At 71.5% G+C, this 23,429-nt stretch carries 21 protein-coding genes and 1 pseudogene; 10 read left to right on the forward strand and 12 right to left on the reverse strand.

Annotated elements, in window-relative coordinates; genetic code table 11:
• Together ACZ597_RS06875 and ACZ597_RS06880 are read left to right on the forward strand one after the other, a co-directional pair.
• Positions 1-2,235 carry a SpoIIE family protein phosphatase gene (locus ACZ597_RS06875; RefSeq protein WP_471326781.1) on the forward strand — a complete coding sequence of 745 codons (2,235 nt, stop codon included), beginning with the start codon at positions 1-3 and terminating at the stop codon, positions 2,233-2,235.
• A gap of 59 nt (positions 2,236-2,294) precedes the next feature.
• A pseudogene (locus ACZ597_RS06880) lies at positions 2,295-2,663 on the forward strand (AI-2E family transporter); the annotation flags it as partial.
• 99 nt (positions 2,664-2,762) lie between these two features.
• On the opposite strand, the gene ACZ597_RS06885 reads toward ACZ597_RS06880, so the two are convergent.
• Entirely contained in the window at positions 2,763-3,749 is a 987-nt protein-coding gene (locus tag ACZ597_RS06885; protein ID WP_471325926.1) for a pirin family protein, read from the reverse strand.
• Between the two features lie 143 nt (positions 3,750-3,892).
• On the opposite strand from ACZ597_RS06885, the gene ACZ597_RS06890 reads away from it, so the two are divergent.
• On the forward strand, positions 3,893-4,336 hold the full coding sequence (locus tag ACZ597_RS06890) for a hypothetical protein (protein WP_471325929.1): 444 nt from the start codon (positions 3,893-3,895) through the stop codon (positions 4,334-4,336).
• Positions 4,337-4,462: 126 nt separating this feature from the next.
• Here the strand turns inward: ACZ597_RS06890 and ACZ597_RS06895 are convergent, their stop codons facing one another.
• Entirely contained in the window at positions 4,463-5,437 is a 975-nt protein-coding gene (locus ACZ597_RS06895) for an ArsR/SmtB family transcription factor (RefSeq protein ID WP_471326784.1), read from the reverse strand.
• Positions 5,438-5,502: 65 nt separating this feature from the next.
• Positions 5,503-5,964 (reverse strand): SseB family protein, encoded by a 462-nt coding sequence (locus tag ACZ597_RS06900; RefSeq protein ID WP_007265129.1) that lies wholly within the window; start codon positions 5,962-5,964, stop codon positions 5,503-5,505.
• 176 nt (positions 5,965-6,140) lie between these two features.
• Between ACZ597_RS06900 and ACZ597_RS06905 the strand changes: the two genes are divergently transcribed.
• The 3 genes from ACZ597_RS06905 (at position 6,141) to ACZ597_RS06915 (ending at position 10,226) form a co-directional block, all read left to right on the forward strand.
• Positions 6,141-7,967 (forward strand): acyl-CoA dehydrogenase, encoded by a 1,827-nt coding sequence (locus ACZ597_RS06905; RefSeq protein ID WP_471326786.1) that lies wholly within the window; start codon positions 6,141-6,143, stop codon positions 7,965-7,967.
• A 130-nt stretch (positions 7,968-8,097) separates the two neighbouring features.
• Positions 8,098-8,832 (forward strand): hypothetical protein, encoded by a 735-nt coding sequence (locus ACZ597_RS06910; RefSeq protein ID WP_471325932.1) that lies wholly within the window; start codon positions 8,098-8,100, stop codon positions 8,830-8,832.
• A gap of 101 nt (positions 8,833-8,933) precedes the next feature.
• Positions 8,934-10,226: a M18 family aminopeptidase gene (locus tag ACZ597_RS06915; RefSeq protein WP_471325935.1), complete on the forward strand. Its 1,293-nt coding sequence runs from the start codon at positions 8,934-8,936 to the stop codon at positions 10,224-10,226.
• A gap of 24 nt (positions 10,227-10,250) precedes the next feature.
• Here ACZ597_RS06915 and ACZ597_RS06920 read toward each other — a convergent pair whose 3' ends face one another.
• From ACZ597_RS06920 to ACZ597_RS06930, 3 genes are all read right to left on the reverse strand, one after another.
• Positions 10,251-12,095, reverse strand: a complete 1,845-nt coding sequence (locus ACZ597_RS06920) for an NHL domain-containing thioredoxin family protein (protein WP_471325937.1) — start codon at positions 12,093-12,095, stop codon at positions 10,251-10,253.
• Positions 12,096-12,185: 90 nt separating this feature from the next.
• Complete coding sequence (locus ACZ597_RS06925) at positions 12,186-12,863, reverse strand: class I SAM-dependent methyltransferase (protein ID WP_471326789.1); 678 nt, start codon at positions 12,861-12,863, stop codon at positions 12,186-12,188.
• 92 nt (positions 12,864-12,955) lie between these two features.
• Positions 12,956-13,414 carry a glycine-rich domain-containing protein gene (locus ACZ597_RS06930; RefSeq protein ID WP_471325940.1) on the reverse strand — a complete coding sequence of 153 codons (459 nt, stop codon included), beginning with the start codon at positions 13,412-13,414 and terminating at the stop codon, positions 12,956-12,958.
• A 337-nt stretch (positions 13,415-13,751) separates the two neighbouring features.
• Here ACZ597_RS06930 and ACZ597_RS06935 point away from each other — a divergent pair, with 337 nt between their 5' ends.
• Positions 13,752-14,531 (forward strand): helix-turn-helix domain-containing protein, encoded by a 780-nt coding sequence (locus ACZ597_RS06935; RefSeq protein WP_471325943.1) that lies wholly within the window; start codon positions 13,752-13,754, stop codon positions 14,529-14,531.
• Between the two features lie 315 nt (positions 14,532-14,846).
• On the opposite strand, the gene ACZ597_RS06940 is transcribed toward ACZ597_RS06935, so the two are convergent.
• On the reverse strand, positions 14,847-16,412 hold the full coding sequence (locus ACZ597_RS06940) for a recombinase family protein (protein ID WP_471325946.1): 1,566 nt from the start codon (positions 16,410-16,412) through the stop codon (positions 14,847-14,849).
• 124 nt (positions 16,413-16,536) lie between these two features.
• Positions 16,537-17,433, reverse strand: a complete 897-nt coding sequence (locus tag ACZ597_RS06945; protein ID WP_471325949.1) for an ATP-grasp domain-containing protein — start codon at positions 17,431-17,433, stop codon at positions 16,537-16,539.
• Positions 17,434-17,465: 32 nt separating this feature from the next.
• On the opposite strand from ACZ597_RS06945, the gene ACZ597_RS06950 reads away from it, so the two are divergent.
• Positions 17,466-17,990 (forward strand): LURP-one-related/scramblase family protein, encoded by a 525-nt coding sequence (locus ACZ597_RS06950; protein ID WP_471325952.1) that lies wholly within the window; start codon positions 17,466-17,468, stop codon positions 17,988-17,990.
• A 17-nt stretch (positions 17,991-18,007) separates the two neighbouring features.
• Here the strand turns inward: ACZ597_RS06950 and ACZ597_RS06955 are convergent, their stop codons facing one another.
• Positions 18,008-18,793: a carbon-nitrogen family hydrolase gene (locus ACZ597_RS06955; protein WP_471325955.1), complete on the reverse strand. Its 786-nt coding sequence runs from the start codon at positions 18,791-18,793 to the stop codon at positions 18,008-18,010.
• A 139-nt stretch (positions 18,794-18,932) separates the two neighbouring features.
• On the opposite strand from ACZ597_RS06955, the gene ACZ597_RS06960 reads away from it, so the two are divergent.
• Positions 18,933-19,760 (forward strand): maleylpyruvate isomerase family mycothiol-dependent enzyme, encoded by an 828-nt coding sequence (locus tag ACZ597_RS06960; RefSeq protein WP_471325957.1) that lies wholly within the window; start codon positions 18,933-18,935, stop codon positions 19,758-19,760.
• A gap of 38 nt (positions 19,761-19,798) precedes the next feature.
• Here the strand turns inward: ACZ597_RS06960 and ACZ597_RS06965 are convergent, their stop codons facing one another.
• Complete coding sequence (locus tag ACZ597_RS06965) at positions 19,799-21,100, reverse strand: MFS transporter (protein WP_471325959.1); 1,302 nt, start codon at positions 21,098-21,100, stop codon at positions 19,799-19,801.
• Complete coding sequence (locus ACZ597_RS06970; RefSeq protein ID WP_471325962.1) at positions 21,097-21,795, reverse strand: GntR family transcriptional regulator; 699 nt, start codon at positions 21,793-21,795, stop codon at positions 21,097-21,099. Before ACZ597_RS06970 ends, ACZ597_RS06965 begins: the two co-directional genes overlap by 4 nt.
• 146 nt (positions 21,796-21,941) lie before the next feature.
• On the opposite strand from ACZ597_RS06970, the gene ACZ597_RS06975 reads away from it, so the two are divergent.
• The gene (locus ACZ597_RS06975) at positions 21,942-23,117 is read left to right on the forward strand and encodes a DUF418 domain-containing protein (protein ID WP_471325965.1); all 1,176 of its coding nucleotides are present in this window, start codon (positions 21,942-21,944) and stop codon (positions 23,115-23,117) included.
• Here the strand turns inward: ACZ597_RS06975 and ACZ597_RS06980 are convergent.
• The gene (locus ACZ597_RS06980; RefSeq protein WP_471325968.1) at positions 23,101-23,412 is read right to left on the reverse strand and encodes a protease inhibitor I42 family protein; all 312 of its coding nucleotides are present in this window, start codon (positions 23,410-23,412) and stop codon (positions 23,101-23,103) included. The genes ACZ597_RS06975 and ACZ597_RS06980 overlap by 17 nt on opposite strands.
• Positions 23,413-23,429: the final 17 nt, after the last annotated feature.

Raw genomic sequence — 23,429 nt, forward strand, 5'->3', positions numbered from 1 at the left:
GTGCGCACCGAGGACGTCCTGGCCGCCATCGCGACCGGCCTGTGGCGATGGGACAACGCCTCCGGGACGGTCACCCTCGACAGCGAGGCCGCCCGGCTGCTCGGCTTGCCCGCCGAGCCCGTCGTCCTGCCCGAGGTCGCGGTGCGTTCGCGCTTCCACCCGGTCGACTGGAACGAGATCAACGGCATCGTCAGCCTCGCCGTCGCCGAGGGCACCCTCGCCGAGGCCCGGCTGCGGATCATGGACGAGGACGGGCGCGTGCTGCGCACCGTACGCAGCCGCTCCAAACCCCTGGAGAACCGGACGGCCGACGGCCGCGTCGACTACGAGCTGATCGGCACCATCCAGGAGATCGCCGAGCCGCAGCCCGGCACCACCGCCGTCCACACCCCGATCACCGGCGACTGGCGGCGCTCCCGCGAGGCCTTCCTGCTCGACGCGGGCCGGGCGCTCGCCGAGGCCCGGTCCACCGCCGAGGTGCTGCGGGTGGCGGCCTCGCTGTCCATGCCGGGCTTCAGCCCCGACGGGCTGGCGGTCTTCGGGGTGGCGGGCGAGAAGCTGTCGGTCATCGGCCACCACGGGCACGCCCCCGGCGACGAGGCCCCCTTCACGGACATGGTCCTGGACACCGCCTACCCGGCCGCGGAGGTCGTCCGCACCGGCCGGGCGATCTACCTTCCCACCCCGGAGGAGTACGAGCGGCGCTTCCCCGTCACCTGGCCGCTGGCCGAGCCCTTCGGCCGGGTCTCCTGGGCCTTCCTGCCGCTGATCGTGGCCGGGCGGACCATGGGGGCCTGGATGGCCGCCTTCAAGCAGCCGGTGACCTTCTCCCCCGACGAGCGGTCCGTGCTGACGACGGTCGCCCGGATGCTGGCCCAGGCCCTCCAGCGGGCCGGCGTCGCCGAGTCCGAGCGCGAGCTGACCACCGGGCTCCAGCGGTCGATGATGCCGCAGCTGGGGCCCGAGATCCCCGGGATGACCATCGCCGCCCGCTACGTACCCACCGGCGGCGGGCTCCAGGTCGGCGGCGACTGGTACGACATGATCCCGCTGCCCTCGGGACGGTTCGCCCTGGTCATCGGCGACGTCCAGGGGCACGACGTACGGGCCGCCGGCCTGATGGGCCAGCTGCGGATCGCCGTACGGGCGTACGCGTCCGAGGGCCACCGGCCCGACGCGGTGCTCTCCCGGGCCTCCCGCTTCCTCGCCGGACTCTGCTCCTCCCAGGAGGAGGAAGCGGAGGCCGGGGCGGGCGAGCGCGGGCCCGGCGGCGAGTCCGACTACCTCAGCCCCCGCTTCGCGACCTGCCTCTACGTGGAATGCGACCCGGAGACCGGCACGCTGGAGGTGGCCCGCGCCGGCCACCCCGACCCGGCGATCCGGATGACGGACGGCACCGTCCTGATGCGGCCGACCGCCGGCGGCCTCCCGCTCGGCATCGTCCCCGACACCGACTACCCGACGACACGGTTCACCCTGGAACCCGGCGAGACGATGATGCTGTGCACCGACGGGCTCATCGAGACCGGCGGCCACGACCTCGACACCGGCTGGGCCCGGCTGCGGGCCATCCTGGAGGCCGACGCGGAGACGTACGGGCCCGGCGGCGACGGCGTCACGGCCGCGGGCTCCGGACTCACCGCCGGACACCTGGAGCGCCTCGCCGACCTGCTGGTCCAGGCCGTGCACGGGCCCTCCTCGCACCACACCACCGGCCCGCTCGCCGACCGCCGCGAGGACGACATAGCCGTGGTGCTGCTCTGCCGCGAGGGCGCCGGCTGCGGCTGCGGGACCGGCCCGCTGAACCCGTCCCGGCCCGCCCGGCGCACGGTGCTGACCGTGGCCCAGGCCGAGCCGGAGCGGATCGCGGGCGCCCGCCGCCAGATCCGGGAGCTGCTGCACGACTGGGCGGACCCGGAACAGGTGGACTCGGCGGAGCTGATGGTCTCCGAGATGGTCACCAACGTGCTGGTGCACACCGACGGGGACGCGCTGCTGGTCGCGGAGGCGGCCGGCGAGCTGGGCACCCGGCGGCTGCGCGTGGAGGTCGCCGACGGCAGCGACGAGCTGCCGCACAAACGGCACCCCGGCGAAATGGCCTCCAGCGGGCGCGGGGTGCTGCTGATGGAGATGCTCGCCGACACCTGGGGCGTGGACCCCAGGGGCGCGGGCAAGTCGATCTGGTTCGAGCTGTACGAGCGCTCCAAGCCCGCCGACGAGACCGGGTCCGCGTAGGACTCCGCAGGACCCCCCGGAAGCCGAGCCGAAAGGTGGACACGGCGATGCCGACCCCCCTGCTGCGCGTACCGGGCGCGGTCGGACTGGGCGCGCTGGTGTTCGTCGGCGCCTACATCCCCTACCTGGGCGCCTTCGTCTCCGGCGCCGTCGCCGTCCTGGTCGCCCTCGCCGACCGGGGGTGGATCATCGGGCTGTGGGCGCTGGGCGTGGTGCCGGCCGTACAGGTGCTGGAGGGACACGTCCTCCAGCCCCTGATCCAGAGCCGGACGGTGCAGATGCACCCGGCGGTGGTGATGCTGGCGATCACGGCCGGCGCGAGCGTCGCCGGCATCCTCGGCATGCTCCTCGCGGTCCCCCTGACGGCGGCCGTCTTCGGCATCATGTCGGAACTCCGCGGCCGCTACGCATCCCGCCACGACGAGCCCGGCTGACCCCCGGGGGGTGCCGGGGGGTGCCGGGGGGTGCCGGGGGGTGCCGGGGGGTGCCGGGGGGTGCCGGGGGGTGCCGGGGGGTGACCGCCGTCCTTACGAGTGCTGCTCCGCCGAGACGGTACGCTCCCGGGCGGTGGTGGGGATCCGGCCCAGCCGGCCCGCCTGGAAGTCGTCGAAGGCCTGCTGGAGTTCGTGCCGGGTGTTCATGACGAACGGCCCGTAGTGCGCCATCGGCTCGCGGATCGGCCGGCCGCCGAGCAGGACGATCTCCAGGTCCGGGGTGCGGGAGTCCTGGGACTCGTCCGCGCGCACCGTGAGGGAGCCGCCCTCGCCGAAGACGGCCGTCTGCCCGGTGTGGATCGGCCTGCGGTCGGTGCCCACCGATCCGCGCCCGGCCAGTACGTACGCGAGGGCGTTGAAGTCCTCGCGCCACGGCAGGGTGAGCTGCGCGCCGGGGGTGACGGTCGCGTGGATCATCGTGATCGGGGTGTGGGTGATGCCGGGGCCCTCGTGCCCGTCCAGCTCACCGGCGATGACGCGGAGCAGAGCGCCGCCGTCGGGGGTGGTGAGCAGCTTGACCTTGCCGCCGCCGATGTCCTGGTAGCGCGGGGGCATCATCTTGTCGGAGGCCGGGAGGTTCACCCACAGCTGGAGGCCGTGGAAGAGCCCGCCGCTGACGACGAGGTGCTCCGGCGGGGCCTCGATGTGCAGGAGGCCGGAACCGGCGGTCATCCACTGGGTGTCGCCGTCGTTGATGACCCCGCCGCCGCCGTTGCTGTCCTGGTGGACGAAGGTCCCGTCGAGCAGGTACGTGACGGTCTCGAAGCCGCGGTGCGGATGCCACGGGGTGCCTTTCGGCTCGCCCGGCGCGTACTCCACCTCGCCCATCTGGTCCATCATGATGAACGGGTCGAGGTGCTGGTAGTCGATCCCGGCGAACGCCCGGCGCACCGGGAATCCCTCGCCCTCGAATCCCCCCGGAGCCGTGGTCACGGCGAGCACCTTGCGGGCGACGGCGGCCGGCTGGGGCTCGGCCACGCGCGGAAGCGTCAACGGGTTCTCAACGGTCACTGCGGGCATGGTCAGGACCTCCTTCTGCGTCGAGTTTAGTTGAAACTCGAACTTTCTGCCACACCGCATGGAACAGCTCACCCGAACGGAGCATTCCCGGCACTTTTCCCGTACCTGACAACCAGGGGGCGCCCGGCGCGGTCTACGGGGGCATGGAGACCAGCGCCCCCGGGCCCGACCCCGATATCGATACTGCCCCCGCGGGGCGGAACCCGCCTGCGTGGCTGCGCGCCCTCGGCCCGGCCGTCGCGATGACGGCGCTGATGACCGGCGCCGGGTACGCCGTGTACCGATGGGCGGCCGCCGGCCTGCCGATGGAGCCCCTGCCCGGCTCGCCCTGGGCCTACCTCGGCGCGTGGGCGGTGCTGACGTTCCTCGCCTGCCTGCTGCTCCAGTGGGCGACGTCCGGGATCGAGTACGACGGCCGCTGGAGCCTGATCGGCGTGCCCTTCTTCGCCGGGATCCGCATCTCCCTGGCCTACCGCCCCGACCCCGCGCTGCTGTACGCGTACGGGCTGGCGGCCCTGGCGGTGGCCGCCGCGGGCATCGCCCTGTGGCGCCGGCGCCGGACGGCCGCCGCCGGCCGGAGGCAGTGAGGGCGGAGGCAGTGAGGGCGGAGGACCTCCCCCGTGGGTCCCCCGCCGCTCCCGATGGTGCGGGAGGGCGGGCCGCTGGGGCGATCCTTTCGGCGGTGGCCGAAAGCTCCGCCCGGGGGGCGGGCCTCAGCCGCCGCCGCGCAGCAGTTCCACGCCCAGGCCCGTCGCGGAGTGGAGCACCGCCTTGCCGTCCCGCTCGGTGGTGATCAGCCCGGCCGCGCGCAGGGTGCGGGTGTGCTCCGAGACCGACGGGAGGCTGACGTCCAGGTCCCGGGCCAGCTCGCTCGTGGTCCGCTGCTGGACCAGCAGCCGGAGCACCGCCGCCCGGGTCCGCCCCAGCAGCGCGTCCAGCGCTCCCCCCGCCGGACCCCCGGACGGGCTCGCCTCCACCAGCGGCAGCGGCGTCAGCGCCGGGTACAGCAGCAGGGGCCTGCCGCCGGGCCCGTCGGGGCCCTCCGCGAGCAGCGGCCGGCCCGTCCAGAACGGCGACGGCATCAGCAGCAGCCCGCGCCCGCCGAGGTGCACCTCGTACCCGGGCGGCCGGTCGACCTCCAGGACGGTGCCCGACCAGCGGGCCGCGGGGTGGATGCCGGCCAGGCAGGCCTTGATGCCGTGGGCGGCCAGGAGCCGGGTGCGCCAGGCCACGTCCGCCCGGAAGGAGTGCCGGATCCGCGGCCAGTACGGGGCCACGACCGCCTCGTGCGCGGCGCCGATCGCCCCGCCCAACCGCTCCCAGGCCTCCCGGTCCTGGTCCCACAGGGCGCGCAGCCAGGAGGCCCGGCCGCCGGGGGCGCGGGCGGCGGCGGTGGCCAGCTGGCCGGCGGTGAGGAGCGTGCCCGCCTCGCGGACGGCAGCCAGCCCTTCCTCCAGGGTGGCCGCGTACGGCTCTACGAACTGCGGGTTCTGGCCGTCCGGGCGCAGCAGTTCGAGGAGCGGGCGGGCCCGGCCGGGCAGTTCACGGCAGACGCGGCGGCGCCACGGGCCGAAGACCGCCGGCTCGTCGGTGCGCTGCCAGGCGACCAGGGCCATGGCGAGCTCCAGCAGCGGCAGCGGTTCGGCGGCGAAGGTGACGTCGAGCAGGTCCTCGGCCGTGAAGTGCACCCTCAGCAAAGCCCACCGCCCCCGCCCCCGCCACGACAGGTCAGCCGTCCGCGCAGCAAGGGTGTCTAGCCGTACATGCGGCGCATCGCGAAGTCGACCATCTGCTCGACGGCCTTCGCGTCGAAGACCATCCGGTGGTCGCCCTCCATGTCGAGGACGAAGCCGTACCCGGTCGGCAGCAGGTCGATGACCTCGGCGCCGGTGATCACGAAGTACTTGGACTCCTTGCCGGCGTAGCGGCGGAGTTCCTTGAGCGTGGTGAACATCGGGATGACCGGCTGCTGCGTGTTGTGCAGGGCCAGGAACCCCGGGGTGTCGCCGCGCGGGCAGTAGACCTTCGACGTCGCGAAGATCTGCTGGAAGTCCTCGGCGGACAGCGACCCGGTGGTGAAGGCCCGGACCGCGTCGGCGAGCGACGGCGGCGAGGGCTCGGGGTAGAGCGGCTGCTCGCCGTACCCGCCGGCCATCTGCTGCGGGGCGGCGTACTGCTGCTGCCCTGCGCTCACGTTCTGGTCGTAGCCGTACATGGACCGAAGCCTACCGAGCGGCCCCCGCCCCCAGGCACCCTCCGGGCATTCCCGCTTGATGCTGGTCACAGTGGCCGACGAAGGGTTGATTCTTATTACTGGCGGGTAGCATCATGACGTTACCGATTGGTATGTACGAGGAACCTGTCTCCCCGAGCCTTAACGGAGCCGTCGCCATGGGGCACTACAAGTCGAATCTCCGCGACATCGAGTTCAACCTCTTCGAGGTGCTCGGCCGCGACAAGCTGTACGGCACCGGCCCGTTCGGTGAGATGGACACCGAGACCGCCAAGAGCATCCTGTCCGAGATCGCCCGCCTCGCGGAGAACGAGCTCGCGGAGTCCTTCGCGGACGCCGACCGCAACCCGCCGGTCTTCGACCCGGCCACCAACACCGCCCCGGTCCCGGCCTCCTTCAAGAAGTCCTACGAGGCCTTCATGGACTCGGAGTACTGGCGCCTGGGCCTGCCCGAGGAGATCGGCGGCACCACCTCGCCCCGCTCCCTGATCTGGGCGTACGCGGAGCTGCTCCTCGGCTCCAACCCGGCCATCTGGATGTACTCCTCCGGCCCGGCCTTCGCGGGCGTCCTCCACGAGGAGGGCAACGAGGCCCAGAAGCGCATCGCGCAGATCGCCGTCGAGAAGCGCTGGGGCTCCACCATGGTCCTCACCGAGCCGGACGCCGGCTCCGACGTGGGCGCCGGCCGCACCAAGGCCGTCCAGCAGGCCGACGGCTCCTGGCACATCGAGGGCGTGAAGCGCTTCATCACCTCCGGTGAGCACGACATGGAGGAGAACATCCTCCACTACGTCCTCGCCCGCCCCGAGGGCCACGGCCCGGGCACCAAGGGCCTGTCGCTCTTCCTCGTCCCGAAGTTCCACTTCGACTGGGAGACCGGCGAGCTGGGCGAGCGCAACGGCGTCTACGCCACCAACGTCGAGCACAAGATGGGCCTCAAGGCCTCCAACACGTGCGAGATGACCTTCGGCGACCAGCACCCCGCCAAGGGCTGGCTGATCGGCGACAAGCACGACGGCATCCGCCAGATGTTCATGATCATCGAGTTCGCCCGCATGATGGTCGGCACGAAGGCCATCGCGACGCTCTCGACGGGCTACCTGAACGCCCTGGAGTACGCCAAGGAGCGCGTGCAGGGCCCGGACCTCGCGAACTTCATGGACAAGTCCGCCCCCAAGGTCACCATCACGCACCACCCCGACGTGCGCCGCTCGCTGATGACGCAGAAGGCCTACGCCGAGGGCATGCGCGCCCTGGTGCTCTACACGGCCTCCGTCCAGGACGAGATCGCCGTCAAGCAGGCCGCCGGCGAGGACGCCTCCGCCCAGATCGGCCTGAACGACCTGCTCCTGCCGATCGTCAAGGGCTACGGCTCGGAGAAGTCCTACGAGCAGCTCGCCCAGTCCCTGCAGACCTTCGGCGGCTCCGGCTACCTGCAGGAGTACCCGATCGAGCAGTACATCCGCGACGCCAAGATCGACACCCTCTACGAGGGCACCACGGCCATCCAGGGCCAGGACTTCTTCTTCCGGAAGATCGTCCGCGACCAGGGCGCCTCGCTGAACATCCTCTCCGAGACGATCAAGAAGTTCCTCGCCGAGGGCCCCGGCGGCGAGGACCTCGCCCCCGCCCGCGACGCCCTCGCCAAGGCCGCCGTGGACCTGGAGGCCATCGTCGGCCAGATGATCGTCGACCTCACCGCCACCGGCGAGGACGTCAAGAACATCTACAAGGTCGGCCAGAACACCACCCGCCTGCTGATGGCCTCCGGTGACGTCGTCGTCGGATACCTGCTGCTCAAGGGCGCGGCCGTGGCCGCCGAGAAGCTGGACGGCGCCTCCGCGAAGGACGTCGCCTTCTACACCGGCAAGATCGCCGCCGCGAAGTTCTTCGCCGGCCAGGTCCTGCCCGGCGTCTCCGTCCAGCGCGCGCTGGCCGAGGCCGTCGACAACTCCCTCATGGACCTCGACGAGGCCGCCTTCTAAGGCACCGCCCGCCTCGCCGACCAGTCGCGGTGTACGTACGCACAGTGGCCGGACCCTCCCTGTCGGGGGTCCGGCCACTGCTGTGCGGCCGTTTCGGCCGTTGTCGGTGGTTCGTGGCACGCTCGTAGACATGAGTCCACAGGAGCAGCACGGCAGCAGGGGGTATTCCGTCCCCACGGGGCGCCCGTACGCCCTCAAGGAGCTCCAGGCGAACGTGGGCGCGCTCGGCGACCGGATCAAGGACCTCTACGACGGCGCCCACCCCGCCGAGTACGAACCCGTGGCCGACGCCCTGTACGTGGCCTTCCAGACGGCCTCGGGCCTGGCCCCGGCCAAGAGCTACACCGGCTGCCCCGAACACCCCAACGGCGCCCTCGACCCCGAGGCTCCCGAGGGCTGGGGCCGCTGCCTCATCTGCAACGACCGCCGCCGCCTCGGCCGGCGCCTCCAGGGCGGCCGGGCCGCGGGCCCCGCCCCCTCGGGCGAGCAGCGGCGCCTCGGGTACCCCGTCCCCGAGCCCCCGTACACCCTCGACGTCCTGCGCCACTGGCTGCGCGTGATCGACGAGCAGCGCTTCCACCTCACGCTCGGCTCCGCCGACCAGGACTTCGTACGCATCGCGGACGACCTCCACCGGGCCTTCATCGTGGCCCGGGAGCTGTCGCGGCCGCGCAACGCGTCGGGATGCTCCGAGCACCCCGGCGCGCCGATCGACCCCGATGCCCCTCCGGGTGAGGCCTGTATCTTCTGCGCCGGACGCAAGAGACGCGCGCAGCGCCCGCCGCAGACCCCCGAGATGCTCCCGCGCATCCGCCGGGGCGAGCGCAGACAACTGCAGCGCAGATTCGAGCGTCCGCCGGGCTGAGAACCACGGGATCGCGGGGCAAACCCCCCGCGGTCCTCGTCCTTTCGGCTATCCGCCGCAGTCCGGCCAAGGCGAACACGACCGTCGTTAAGGTGAACCACATGAGCTCTCCCGCCCGCTTCGACCGCGGCCACACCGACGATCTGATGACCTACCTGACGGCCAGTCCGTCGCCGTACCACGCAGTGGCGAACGCGGCGGAGCGGCTGGAGAAGGCGGGCTTCAGGCAGTTGTCGGAATCGGACGCCTGGGACTCGGGCACGGGGGGCAGGTTCGTCCTGCGCGGCGGCGCGCTCATCGCCTGGTACGTGCCCGAGGGCGCGGCCGCGCACACCCCCTTCCGGATCATCGGCGCACACACCGACTCCCCCAACCTGCGGGTCAAGCCCGTACCGGACACCGGCTCGCAGGGCTGGCGGCAGGTCGCGGTGGAGATCTACGGCGGGACCCTGCTCAACACCTGGCTGGACCGCGACCTCGGCCTCGCCGGGCGGCTGACCCTCCGCGACGGCACCGAGCGCCTGGTGAACGTGGACCGCGCCCTGCTGCGCGTCCCGCAACTCGCCGTGCACCTCGACCGGTCGGTCAACTCGGACGGCCTCAAGCTCGACAAGCAGCGGCACATGCAGCCGATCTGGGGTCTGGGCGAGGCCCGCGAGGGCGACCTGATCGCCTTCCTGGAGGAGGAAGAGGGCCTGCCGCAGGGCTCGGTGGCCGGCTGGGACCTGATGGTCCACTCGATCGAGCCGCCCGCCTACCTGGGCCGCGACCGCGAGCTGCTGGCCGGCCCGCGCATGGACAACCTGCTGTCGGTGCACGCCGGTGTCGCGGCCCTCGCCGCGGTCTCCGCCTCCGAGGGCCTGGACCACATCCCGGTGCTGGCCGCCTTCGACCACGAGGAGAACGGCTCCCAGTCGGACACCGGCGCCGACGGCCCCCTCCTGGGCAACGTGCTGGAACGTTCAGTCTTCTCCCGCGGCGGCACGTACGAGGACAAGGCCCGCGCCTTCGCCGGCACCGTCTGCCTCTCCTCGGACACCGGGCACGCGGTCCACCCCAACTACGCCGAGCGGCACGACCCTTCGCACCACCCGCGCGCCAACGGCGGCCCCATCCTGAAGGTCAACGTCAACCAGCGCTACGCCACCGACGGCAGCGGCCGCGCGGTGTTCGCCGCCGCCTGCGAGCGGGCCGGGGTGCCGTGGCAGACCTTCGTCTCCAACAACTCGATGCCGTGCGGCACCACGATCGGCCCGATCACCGCGGCCCGCCACGGGATCCAGACGGTGGACATCGGCGTGGCGATCCTGTCGATGCACTCGGCCCGCGAACTCTGCGGCTCCGACGACCCGTTCCTCCTCGCGAACGCCCTGCTGGCCTTCCTGGAGGGCTGAGGGCCCTCCAGGTCGGCCGTCCCGTCAGGCGTCGTCCATGCCCGCCAGCACCAGCGGCAGGCGGGCGGCGCCCCCGGCGGTGACGACGACCGGCACGCCCCAGTCCTGCTGGTGGACGTGGCAGGCCGGGTACTCGTTGGCCGGGTCGTCGTCGCAGGACGCGGCCATCGCCGAGACGTGCAGCACCCCTTCGGTGACGGCGGGGTTCAGCAGCAGGTCGCGGAACAGGTCCGTGCCGGCCCCCTCCCCCTCCGCCAGCAGCTCCGGCGGGGTCGAGGAGACCAGCAGCCGGGTGGACGGCCCGTAGCGGGTGTCCAGCTTCTGGCCGGCCGGGGCCTGGAAGACCACGTCCAGGCGGAGCGTGCCGGGGGCCACCTCGGTGGCGGCCCGCTGGGTGCGGTGGGCGACCGCGTCCACGCGGACGGCCTCCTCCGGGAGCCGCAGCCGGGTCAGCCGGTGCCGGGCGGACTCGACCACCACGATGTCCCCGCCGACCAGCACGGCGGCGCTGGGCTCGCGCAGGTCGGTGGCGAGGGTGGACACCTGCCCGGTGGCCGGGTCGTAGCGGCGCAGGGCGTGGTTGTACGTGTCGCTGACCGCGACCGAGCCGTCCGGCAGCGCGGTCACCCCGAGCGGGTGCTGGAGCAGCGCCTGAGCGGCGTCGCCGTCCCGGTGGCCGAAGTCGAACAGCCCGGTCCCGACGGCGGACCGCACGGCGTACCCGTCCTCCCCTTCACGCTCCACGTACCGCAGGGCGCTGGTCTCGGAGTCGGCGATCCACAGCCGGTCCCCGGCGGCCGCGAGCCCGGACGGCTGCGCGAACCAGGCCTCGGCGGCGGGCCCGTCGACGAGCCCCTCGTTGGTCGTCCCGGCGGCGACCCCGACGGTCCCCGCCTCCGGGTCCCACGTCCACAGCTGGTGCACGCCGGCCATGGCGATCCACACCCGGTCCTGCCACCAGGCGACGTCCCACGGCGAGGACAGGTCCACCTCCAGCGCCGGCCCGGAGGTCGGGGACCCCTGCCACCACTGCCGCCCGGTCCCGGCGACCGTCTCCACGGCGCCGGTCTCCGGGTCGAACACCCGGAGCGCGTGGTTGACGGTGTCCGCGACCACGACCCGCCCGTCGGGCAGCAGCGCGAGCCCCTGCGGCTCGCTGAAGGCGTCCGGCCCGAAGCCGCGTTCGCCGCTGCCGATGCGGCGTACGACGGTCTCCCCGTCGGCGGCCAGCTCCACGAGCTGGTGCCGCGTCGAATCGGACACCAGCAGGTTCCCGGAGGGCAGCACCAGCGCCTTGCCGGGGAAGCGCAGGTCGGTGGCGACGGGCTCGGGCGCCACGTAGGGCCCGTCCCCGCGCCGCAGGGTCCCCTTGGCCTCGTGCTCGGCCTCCAGCTCCTCGACGAGCCGCGCGATGGCGTGCGCGTGCCCCTCACCGGCGTGCTGCGCGACGACGTACCCCTCGGGGTCGATCACCACGAGCGTGGGCCAGGCCCGCACGGCGTACTGCTTCCACGTCGCGAGCTCGGGGTCGTCGAGCACGGGGTGGTGCACCTCGTACCGCTCGACGGCGTCGACGACGGCGGCGTGCTCGGCCTCGTGGACGAACTTCGGCGAGTGCACACCGATGATCACCACGGTGTCCCGGTGCTTCTCCTCCAGCTCCCGCAGCTCGTCGAGGACGTGGAGGCAGTTGATGCAGCAGAACGTCCAAAAATCGATGATCAATGTGCGACCTCGGAAGTCGGCGAGCTTCAGGTCCTTCCCGCCGGTGTTGATCCATCCACCCTTGCCGATCAGCTCGGGGGCACGGACACGGGCACGCTTGCGGGGTGCGGGCGCGGGGGTGGGCGCCGGGGCAGCATCGTTCATGTTTCAAGCTTGCCATTGGCCCGTGAACACCGGATCACGGCCTTACGACGCCGTTGTCCTGCGCAGCTACGGGATCCGCTCCACCACGGGCTAGCCTCCTTGGACGCCCCGGACGAACAGGGTTCCTGTGCGCCGGCTCCCGGCGGGTGGGGCAAGCACGGACGCTGACACGTCCACGAAGCCGTGTTCCTTGAGAATCAGCGCCCACACATCGGGTTCGTAGTCCCACCGCTTGACGACAGCGGGGTCTTCTTCGGGCCCGCGCGGGATGTATGACGCCTGGCAGCCGTAGCACCCTTCAACCGGGGGACGCTGGGAGAAGGCGAAGACGCCACCCGGCTTGAGGTTCGCGTGAACCATCGGCAGCAGAAGACCGGGGTCGGTGAACCAGGCAGCGCCGAACACGCTGTAGACCGCATCGAAGATCGTGAACGTGTCTCCGAGATAGGTGAGCGCGTCGGCCTGGTCGAGTTCCATCCCGTCCACGCCCGGCCACCGCTCGCGTGCCTTGTCGAGCTGCTTGGCGGAGAGGTCGATCCCGACGGACTTCATGCCGAGCGTTGCGAGATGAGCGGCGTTCCCTCCAGACCCGCACCCGAGATCGAGCACGCGGTCTCCCGGGTTGACGTTGAGCACGTCGGCCCTGGGGCCGTGGTCCGGGTACTGGGTCCAGTTGAACCATGTGGTCTCGCCCTTGGCGTTGGTCTTCCGCCGCTGGGGCTTGCTCTGCGAGTAGGTGTCCCATGCGGTGCTGCGAGCGTCAGTCACTACCTGTCCGTTCTCGTTCACGGCGACAGCCGCCCGGCACGATACCGGGCGGCTGAAGCTCTCGTGGGTCAGTCGCTCCGCTTGAGTCGGAGCTACTTGGCAACGGGGCTGTCGGAGCAGCCCGCGTAGCTCTGGGTGCAGTCGGCTGCGCCGTTGATCGGCCAGAACTCCGGGTCCACGTCGAAGCCGGCCGATCGGATCACCTCGGCCGTCCGACGCATCGCGGCCCGGCCCTCGGCGGGGTCGTGGCCGTTGTTGCGGTCGGGGACGTGGTGGATGAATCCGCCGCCGAGCGCGTCGCAGACCCTGGCGTAGTCCTTGGTGTGGAGCACGAGTGCGTGCCAGAAGAGGTCCACGCGAAGGCTGGGCGTAGCCCTCTCCGTGGTGTTCGCGGCGACAGCGAGGAAGGCCGCCACCTGGTTGACGCCGCGCTGGCCCTGGTCGTCGGTCATCTCCGGCCAGGAGTCCTCGCGGACCATGGTGATGAGGTCGGCCCTCAGCTCCGGGGTTATGAGGTCGTACACGGTCTCCGTCGTGTCGGTGATCGTCACGTCTGTGCCTTCCTGGTCTGTGAGGAACATCGGGGGCACTTGCAGGGAGGCCAGGCGGCGGAGGCCATGGGGGTCAACGGCTTCTCGGCGCTGCTGCTGGGGTAGATCACCTCAGAGCCGAACGTCTGGCCGGAGTCGCGAGACACCCGCACGGTCGTGGTCATCGTTGGCCTTCCGCTTGCCCGGTCCGGTTGGTGAAGCGATGTTGCCGCCGCCGGTCGGTCGGAACGACGACGCTTCGGGCGTCGCCTGGGCGTCACTCAGTGGGGTGTCAATGACGCCCTCCAGGGCGTCAAACCGGTGTCATTGCATGGCTGTTCGGTCTAGCTTTGACGTCATGACGACGACCGCCGTGGTGCCGAATGATGTGCTGCGGGCCGTGCGTATCGGCCTGCGCTTAAGCCAAGACGACTTCGCCAAGGCGCTCCGCCGGGCAGGTGCGGAACTGGGGGAGCCGAACGAGGCATCCAAGCGGCTGGTGCAGCGCTGGGAGTCCGGCACGAGCAAGACGCCTCGGGGCGTGTACGCCAGGGCCTTAGAACGGGTCACTGGGCGTCCGGTCGAGGCACTGGGGTTCGCCCTGCCGGTGCCGACGGCACGAGTCCACGCAGACGGGAAGGGAGGGCATGACATGGAGACCGGCACAACCGGTGTCGCGTCTGCCTCTGTAGGCGCGCAGCCGACCGCGCAGACGGGTGAGGAGACGTTTTCGGGAGTGTGGCTCAGCCGCTACGAGTTCTTCTCTTCGAGCCGGGGCGACTCGTACGAGGGCAAGCACTACGTAGTGATCGTCCAGCACGGGAACCGGCTGACCGTTCAGAGTCTGCCCGGGGCGAGCAGCAACCCGGACAGCCCGCTCACGCTGGATCTCACTGTCGATCGCAACGTGGTCACGGGCACGTGGGTCGAGCAGACTGCCGCAGACGGCTACTACAACGGGGCCCGCTACCACGGGGCCATCCAACTCCTGGTCGAGCCGACCGGACGGCGCATGGCCGGAAAGTGGGTCGGCTTCGGCAAGGACTTCGACGTGAATACCGGCCCCTGGGAACTGCGGCTCGTGGACCGGTCCACGAGCAAGGCGACGCTGGAGAGGTACAGCCAGTCGCCGGAGTGACATCCGACGGGGCACCTGATGGGGCGAAGACCCCACGGGGTGGGGCCTTCGGCGGGCTTTGCAGGGCGTTAACTGTGCCGCTCTCGCGCCTTCGGCGGTCGATATGCGCTGGTCAGAGCCCACGATGGGCCCGAAAATCGGGGTCACACCCAGCGTGCGTGCTCCGAGCTGGGGCCAGGGTCGGGATGGTGACCACAGCGCAACTTCGCGCCGACCCTCCGATGGGCCCAGTGACGAAGTGACGGAATGACGTTTTGTTCTATTCCATTTATAGAGACTCAGAACATCTCTTAAAGAGGTAGTGGACTTCGACCGTCATTCCGTCACTTCGTCACCCGTTGACTCCGCCCCAGCCTCGTCTCTGGTCGCCCAGACGATCCGGCAGCGCTCGTCACCGTTGAACCTCACGCCCACCCTGCCTCGCTGGACTTCCACTCGATCGATTGCGAGGCCAAGGCGTCCACGTCTTCCGGCCGCATCGTCGGCTTCCCAAGCTTCACGTAGCAGGCCAGCGTCCAGGAGTGGAGAGATGTCCACGGAAGGGGTCGGCATCCGCAGTAGATCCGCGCGCAGCCCCTCGATCCGGGTACGAAGTCGTCCGGCGAGCCGGTTGTACCGGTCGATCGCGTCTGCGCCGGTAAACTCGCCACGGACGTACCTGGCCTCCTCCAGGTCCGCCAGACGGGCCCCTTCGTCCGCGATCTCCGCCTCGATCGCGTCCCGCTTCGCGAAAACCTCCGGGTCCTCCCTCTGCACCCAGCGATCGGCGATCACGGCGAGCAGCGGGTCGTGAGGCTCCAGGGAAGGCAGGCGTGACAGGAACGCCCGGGTCACGTAGTCGTCGATGCTCTCCACCCGAGCCGATACGCCGGAGCATCCTCGCCCCATCCGGTGGCTGGAGCACTGGTACGACGTGCCGGCCTTGCTCATCCTGGCCCCACAGAGCCCACAACGCGCTATCCCGGTGAGCAGCGACTTCCCTTGCTTGTGACCGTGCCGCTTCCCCGCCAGAGGAAACGTGCGCGCTTCGAGCTGGCGGAGGATGAGCTCACGCTCCCCGACCGTGATGATGCCCTCGCCGATACTCACGGTTTCGAGCGTCTCGGGGTCCCGGTAGGGAGAGACCCGGTTCATGTACCTGCGGGTCCCATCCGGCTGCTCCTCGTACTCGGTCTGCGGCATGAGACCGGCGAAGGCTGGTGAGCGAAGGAGTTGCATGACGCTGGACGAGTTCCACTCGCCTCCACGGGCGGACTCCACCCCGTGCTCGTTCAGCAGCCGGGCGATGTGGACGAGTGCCTTCCCGGACAGCGCCTCGTCGGCGATCAGGCGAGCGTATACGGCGGTCTCGGGGTCGTGGACGAGCTTCTTCGTCTCCGGGTCCACCACGAGCCCGTAGGGCGGCTGCCCACCGATCCATTGCCCCCGCTGTCGCAGGTACCGCTTGGCGCTGCCTACGCGCATCCCCAGATTGCGTGACTCATTGCGCGCGAGTTCAGCCAGCATCGCGATGGTGACCCGGGCGCTGTCGTTCTTCGTGTCGAGGCCGTCCATGACGGAGACCAGCCGTCCGCCGACCCGGCCTATGTCGTCCAGCGCCTTGCCGACCTCTCCGATGCCCTTGCGGGACAGACGGTCGAGCTTCCAGACGATCAGGACGCCCACGACGCCGGCCGTGGCTGCTGTGATCGCCGCGTCGAAACCCTTGCGGCTGACGTTCTTGTAGCCGGAACGTCCACGGTCGATGTGGACCTTGCGGACGGTCAGTCCGTTGCGCTCCGCCCATGCGCGACAGTCGGCTTCCTGGCGGTCGATCGCTGTCTTGCCCTCCCGGTCCAGAGACAGGCGCAAGTACAGGTCAGCAGTGGTGTGTTGGTGCACGTCCCCACGCTAGCGAGAAGTGCGCACATTGGTTCAGGAAATCAAAAAATCTACGACGCGGCACTTACCTCGCAGGTCAGCGAGGGTCAGTTCCTTGCCTCCGGTGTTCAGCATCGTTCATGTTTCAAGCTTGCCATCCCGCCCTCCCGGCCCCACGGGCCTCCCCGGGACAGGTGCGGGATGGCGGCAGCCGGCCCTGGGAGGCGGTGGTGAACGCGTGCAGCGAGTGGACCAGGGCGGTCACGAAGGCGTGCCGGGCCGGGTCCGGGAGGAGGTCCAGGGAGAGGTACGGGTTCAGGTCCTCCAGTTCGACCAGCAGCAGTTCGCCGGACGGGGCGCGGCAGGCGTCCACGCGCTGGATGCCGTGGTCGAGGGTGTTCCAGTCGATGAAGCGGCGGGCGAAGGCCAGGTCCTCGGGGGTCGGCTCGTACGGGGTGAGCTCCCAGCGGCGCGCGGGGTCCGGGGCGTACAGGGCGTACTGGAAGGCGTCGTCGACGAAGTAGAAGGACACCTCGTACGCGAAGTCGATCCGCGGCTGGATGAGGATCTCGCCCGCCGGCCCGGACGGGGTGGCGGTGAAGGCGAGGCCTATGGAGTCGGCGCCCTGCTTGGGTTTGACCGCGTACGTGTCCACGGGCGGCAGCAGGTGCAGGTGCGCCGGGTCGTCCACCGTGGGGATCACCGGGTACCCGGCGGCGGTGAGGTCGAGGAGGTACTGCTTGCCGGCCATGTCGGCGCGACCGGTGAGCGGGTTGTAGACGGGGGTCCCGGCGGCGAGGGCGGCGGCGCGGAAGTCGTCGTAGGCCTGCTGGTAGCCGAGTACCGGGCCGCTGTTGCGGACGACGACGGCGTCGAAGCCGGGCATGAGGGCGCGCGCGTCCAGCGGGTGGCACAGGGCCAGGTCGAAGTGCTCGCGCAGCCGGGCGGTGAGGAATATGTCCTCGTCGCAGTAGCGGCGGCCGCGCGCGGGGTAGGCGAGGTCGGTCACGTAGAGCAGGCGGGTGCGGGGCTTCGTGGGCATGGGGCAAAGCTATCCCGGGCAACGATCAGCGCATGAAATACCTCGTTCGGGACAAACTGCTGGCCATCGGGGACGACTACTGGATCGAGGACGAGGACGGCCGGCACGTCTTCCTCGCCGACGGGAAGGCGCTGCGCTTCCGCGACACCCTTGAGCTGAAGGATCCGCGGGGGCGGATCCTTCTCACCCTGCGGGAGAAGCTCTTCACCCTGCGGGACGCGATGACCCTGGAGCGGGACGGGGTCCGGCTCGCGGTGGTCCGGCGCAAGCGGCTCTCGCTGCTGCGCAACCACTTCCGCGTGACCATGGCCGAGGGGACCGAACTCGACGTCAGCGGGCGGATCCTGGACCGCGAGTTCAAGGTCGAGTACGAGGGCGAGCTGCTCGCGCTGGTGTCCCGGCAGTGGTACCGGCTCCGCGAGACGTACGCCGTCGACGTGGTCCGGGAGGACGCGGACGCGGCGCTGCTGGTGGCGCTCGCCGTCTGCGTGATCAGAATGGCCGAGAAGGAGCGGGAGGAAGGGGTGGAAGGGGAGGACGGGGGCTCCGGCGGGTGAGCCGGAGCCCCGGAGGGCTACGGGTGGCGGCCCAGGGTGCGGTCCTTCAGGGCCGGGAACTGCTCCCGGGTCTCCGCGACCTTCGCCGGGTCCAGGTCCACCGTCAGGACGGCCTCGCCCGGGCCGGCCTCCGCGAGTACCTCGCCCCAGGGGTCCACCACCAGGCTGTGCCCGGCCTGTTCGACGCCCGCGTGGGTGCCGGCGGTCGCGCAGGCCAGTACGTACGACTGGTCCTCCACCGCCCGCGCCCGGTTCAGCAGGGTCCAGTGCTCGCGCCGCCGGGCCGGCCAGCCCGCGGAGACGACCATCGTGGTGGCGCCCGCGTCGACGAGCCCGCGGAACAGCTCGGGGAAGCGCAGGTCGTAGCAGGTGGCGAGGCCGAGGGTCTGTTCCGGCAGGGTCACCGTGGTCAGGGAGTCACCGGCGGACATCAGCACCGCCTCACCCTGGTCGAAGCCGAAGCGGTGGATCTTGCGGTAGGTCGCGGCGAGCTCGCCGGACGGGGAGAGCACGAGGGCGGTGTTGTAGAGCGAGCCGTCGCCGGCCCGCTCCACGACCGACCCGGCGTGCAGCCAGACCCCGGCGTCCGACGCCGCCTTGGACATGACCTCGAAGGTCGGGCCGTCCAGCGGTTCGGCCTCCGTCTCGAACTGCTCGTAGGCGAAGGCGCCCACCGTCCAGAGTTCGGGCAGCACGACGAGATCGGAGCCGCTCTGCTCCCTGACGAGTTCGGCGGCCCGCTGCCGCCGGGAAGCCACCGACTCCCCTTCATGCACCGCGATTTGGATCAGCGAGGCGCGCACTTTACCACCGTCCTGGCATGTCAGCCGGTCAACTCAAGGCCTACGATCGTCACACGAAAGCGCTGTCGGGGTGCTCATCGGCAGCGTAGTTTTGGGAATAGTCCACAACGCGCCACTGAACAGCCAGCGAGGGGTCCCGTTGACCGTCCATCCCAGCCTTGAGCCCTATGCCGACGCGTGGACCCACTCCATCGAGGCGATAACCGAGCTGGTCCTCCCCCTCCCTGAGGGCCAGTGGAACCTGCCGACGCCCTGCCCCGGGTGGTCCGTGCGCGATGTCGTCTCCCACATCATCGGCCTTGAGCTGGAAATGCTCGGCGACCCGCGGCCGATCCACACCCTCCCGCGCGACCTGCGGCACGTGGTGGACGAGTTCACCCGGTACATGGAGGTGCCGGTTGACGTCCGCCGCCACCACACCGCCCCGGAGATGACCTCGGAGCTGGAGTACACGGTCATCCGGCGTCAGCGCCAACTGCGCAACGAGAAGCGGGATCCGGCCACCACGATGGTGCGCGGACCGCAGGGCAACCAGATCACGCTGGAGTTCGCGCTGCGGCTGCGCGCCTTCGACACCTGGATCCACGAGCAGGACCTGCGCACGGCGCTGGGCGTCCCGGGGAACTGGGATTCGCCGGGCGCGTTCGTGGCGCGGGACATCCTCCTCGCCGGGCTGCCGAAGGCGGTCGCGAAGGGCGCGGGCGCCCCGCCGAACTCGGCCGTGGTCATCGACGTGCACGGGCCGGTGGAGTTCCTGCGGACGGTGCGGGTGGACGCGGCGGGCCGGGCCACCCTCGACAAGACCCCCTCACTGGGCCCGGACGTGTCGCTGGCCATGGACTGGGAGACGTACGTACGGCTCGCCGCGGGCCGGGTCCGGCCGCGTACGGTCGCCGACCGGGTGAAGGTGGAGGGCGACACCGAGCTGGCCACCGCCATCCTCGGGGCGTTCGCCGTGACCCCGTAGTACCGGGCGCCCGCACCCGGGCGCCGGTGCGCGCGGGATCAGCGGGGCGCGGGCCGCGCGGCCTTCCGGGGGCTGCCCCCGGCGGCCGCGGGGACGGTGAGGGCCTCGCGTTCGCGGGCCAGGGCGCGGGGTGCCAGCCGCAGGACCTGGGTGAGGCCCAGGAGTTCCACCGCGAACACGGACGAGAAGGCGATCCGGTAGTCGTCCCCGGTGGCGTCGAGCAGGACGCCGACCGCCAGCAGGGTGGTCATGGAGGCGAGGAAGCCGCCCATGTTGGTGATGCCGGACGCGGTGCCCTGGCGTTCGGCCGGGTTCGCGGGCCGGGCGAAGTCGAAGCCGATCATCGAGGCGGGCCCGCAGGTGCCGAGCACCACGCACAGCGTGACCAGCAGCCACATCGGGGCCCGGTCGCCGGGGTACACCAGCACGGAGGCCCAGAGCAGCGCCGTGACGCCGACCGTGCCCAGCGCGAGCGGCAGCCGTGCGCCGGGGCGGCGGCCGATGAGCTGTCCGTAGACCAGGCCGAAGCCCATGTTCGCGGCGACCACCAGGGTCAGCAGCCCGCCCGCGGTGGTCCGCGACAGCCCCTGCGCCTCGACGAGGAACGGCATGCCCCACAGCAGCAGGAAGACCATCGCGGGGAACTGGGTGGTGAAGTGCACCCACAGGCCGAGCCGGGTGCCGGGCTCGCGCCAGGAGTCCCGGATCTGGCGGCGTACGAAGCCTCCCGCACCCCGGGGGACGGGCGTCGGCCCGTGCCCCTCGGGGTGGTCTCGCAGGAACAGCACGAGGGGGACGAGGACGATCAGCCCCGCGACCGCGCTGCCCGCGAAGGCCGGCACCCAGCCGATGCCGTGCAGCACGGGCGCCAGCACCAGGGTGGAGACCAGGTTGCCGGCCATGCCCACGAGCCCGGCCAGCTGCGCCATCAGCGGTCCGCGCCGGGCGGGGAACCAGCGGGTGCCGAGCCGCAGCACGGAGATGAAGGTCATCGCGTCGCCGCAGCCCAGCAGGGCGCGGGCGGCCAGGGCCATGCCGTACGAGGGGGAGAGCGCGAAGCCGATCTGCCCGGCGGTGAAGAGGACGGCGCCCAGCGTCAGCACCTTCTTGGTGCCGAGCCGGTCCACCATCAGGCCGACGGGGACCTGCATGCCGGCGTAGACCAGCAGCTGGAGCAGGGAGAAGGCGGACAGGGCGGAGGCGTTGACGTGGAAGCGGTCCGCGGCCTCCAGGCCGGCCACGCCCAGGCTGGTGCGGAAGATGACGGCGACGAAGTAGACGGCGACGCCTATGGACCAGACGGCGACGGCCTTGCGTCCGCCGGGCGGCTCGGCGGTCACCGGAGCCCACCGCCGTCACGGGCGTCGCGTGCGTCGCCGCCGTCACCGGTGCCGCCCCGCACCAGCGCGCCGACCCGGCCCACGTGGCCGCGTACGGCCGCGGCGGCCGCCTCCGCGTCCCCTGCGCGCAGGGCGTCCAGGATCTCCGCGTGCTCGTCGAGGGTGCGCTCCACCCGGTCGGGGTGGGCGTGCAGCAGGGCCGCGCCCATCCGCAGCTGTCGGTCGCGGAGCTGGTCGTAGAGCCGGCTGAGGATCTCGTTCCCGGCGTGGCGGACGATCTCGGCGTGGAAGCACCGGTCGGCGGTGGTCATCGCGGCGAGGTCGCCCCGGTCCGCGTACAGCCGCAGTTCCGCCATCAGTTCCGCGAGCCGCTCCAGCAGCGCGGGCGGGGCCGGGACGGCCCTGCGCACGGTGAACTCCTCGACCAGCAGCCGGGTCTCGACCACGTCGGCGATCTCCTGTGCGGAGACCGGCAGCACCAGCGCGCCCTTCTTCGGGTAGAGCCGCAGCAGTCCCTCGGTCTCCAGCCGCAGCAGTGCCTCGCGCACCGGGGTGCGGGAGACCCCGACGGCCTCCGCGAGCTCGCCCTCGGTGAGCAGGATCCCGCCTTCGTAGCGGCGGTCCAGTACGCCCTGCTTGACGTGCCGGTAGACGCGGTCGGCGGCGGTGGTGGCGGCGCGGGTGGCTGATGGCATGCGCACAGGATAGATACATGAAGGGTGCAACGATCCGTCCCGTCCGCGATGTGGACGCCGGGTGCCCGTGACTGCATCGAAGGATGTAGCCCGCGTTCCTCCACCGGCAGGAAGAAGCGGGCCGTCCGCGCCGGGAGTCTGGAGCCATGGCCGACACCCTCGTCACACCCCGGGCGGAGACGACCGCAGCCCGGCTGCCCCTCCTCGACGTCCTGCGCGGCGCCGCCATTCTCGGCACGCTCATGACCAACGTGTGGATCTTCGCCTCGCCCGGCTCCGAGTGGAGCGTCCTCCAGGGCGGCCTGAGCCTGCCCGACCCGGTGGCCGACCCCTCCGCCGCCACCATCGCCGAGACCACGTTCCGGTTCCTGGCCGACGGCAAGTTCCTCTCGCTGCTGACGATCCTGTTCGGCGTGGGCCTGGCCATCCAGTTCGACTCCGCCGCCCGCCGGGGCGAGCCGTGGCCCGGCCGCTATCCGCGGCGGGCCGCGTTCCTCTTCCTGGAGGGGACCGTCCACTTCGTCCTGGTCTTCGCCTGGGACGTGCTGATGGGGTACGCCGTCACCGCGCTGCTGGTGGCCTGGCTGCTGGCCCGCTCCGAGCGGGTGCGCCGGGTCTCCATGTGGGTCGCGGGCGGAGTGCACCTGACGCTGATCACGCTGGTGACCCTCGGCGACGCGGTCACCCCGGACTCCCCCGAGACCCCGGACCCGGAGGCCGTACGGCTCTACGCGCACGGCAGCTGGGCCGAGCAGATCGGCTTCCGGCTCGACAACGCCCTCGCCCTGCGCATCGAGCCCGTCTTCACCTTCGGGCTGCTGGTGTTCCTCTTCCTCCTCGGCGTCCGCCTCCACCGCGCCGGCGCCTTCGGCCCGACCGCCGCCGGGCGCCGGATCCGCAGCCGGATGGCCGCCTGGGGGCTCGGCCTCGGACTGCCGCTGGGCGTCGCCGCCGAGCTGGGCGGCCCCGACTTCTTCGTCCTGGGCCGCTACGGCATCGCGCCGCTGGTCTCCGTCGGGTACATCGGCCTGATCGGATGGGCCCTCGACCGGTTCGCCGTACCCGGCGCGGCGGCGCTCGGCTCCGTCGGGCGCACCGCCCTGTCCTGCTACGTCGGCCAGAACCTGCTGTGCGTACTGCTCTGCTACGGCTTCGGCCTCGGGCTGGCGGAGCGGTTCGGCGGGAGCGGGCCCTGGTGGGTGATGGGCCTGTGGGCGGCGGTGAGCCTGTTCCTGGTCGCCGCGTCCCGGCTGTGGCTGCGGTACTTCGACCGGGGCCCGCTGGAGGCCGTGCAGCACTGGGCGCTCAGGCCCCGCCGGTGACCTCGACGTCCAGGACGAACTCGTCGTAGGGGGCCTCCTGCGGGTAGGGCGGCCGGATCTGCGCGAAGCGGATCCGGGCCCGCCCGCCCGGGCAGCGGCCGCGCACCACGTACGTCCGGGCCAGCGGGGCGCCGGGCTCCGCGGAAGAGGGGCCGGGGTCCGTCACCTCCGCCACGGACACGGCGTCGGCGTTCCCGCTGACCTGCCAGGTCCAGACGTAGCCGCGCGCCCCGCGCCCGGTGAGCCGCAGCTCGTACGACTCCCCGGCGCGCAGCGCGATCCCGCGTACCTCCACCAGCGCCTCCCTCGTGG

Source organism: Streptomyces sp. NPDC040718 (assembly GCF_055593565.1).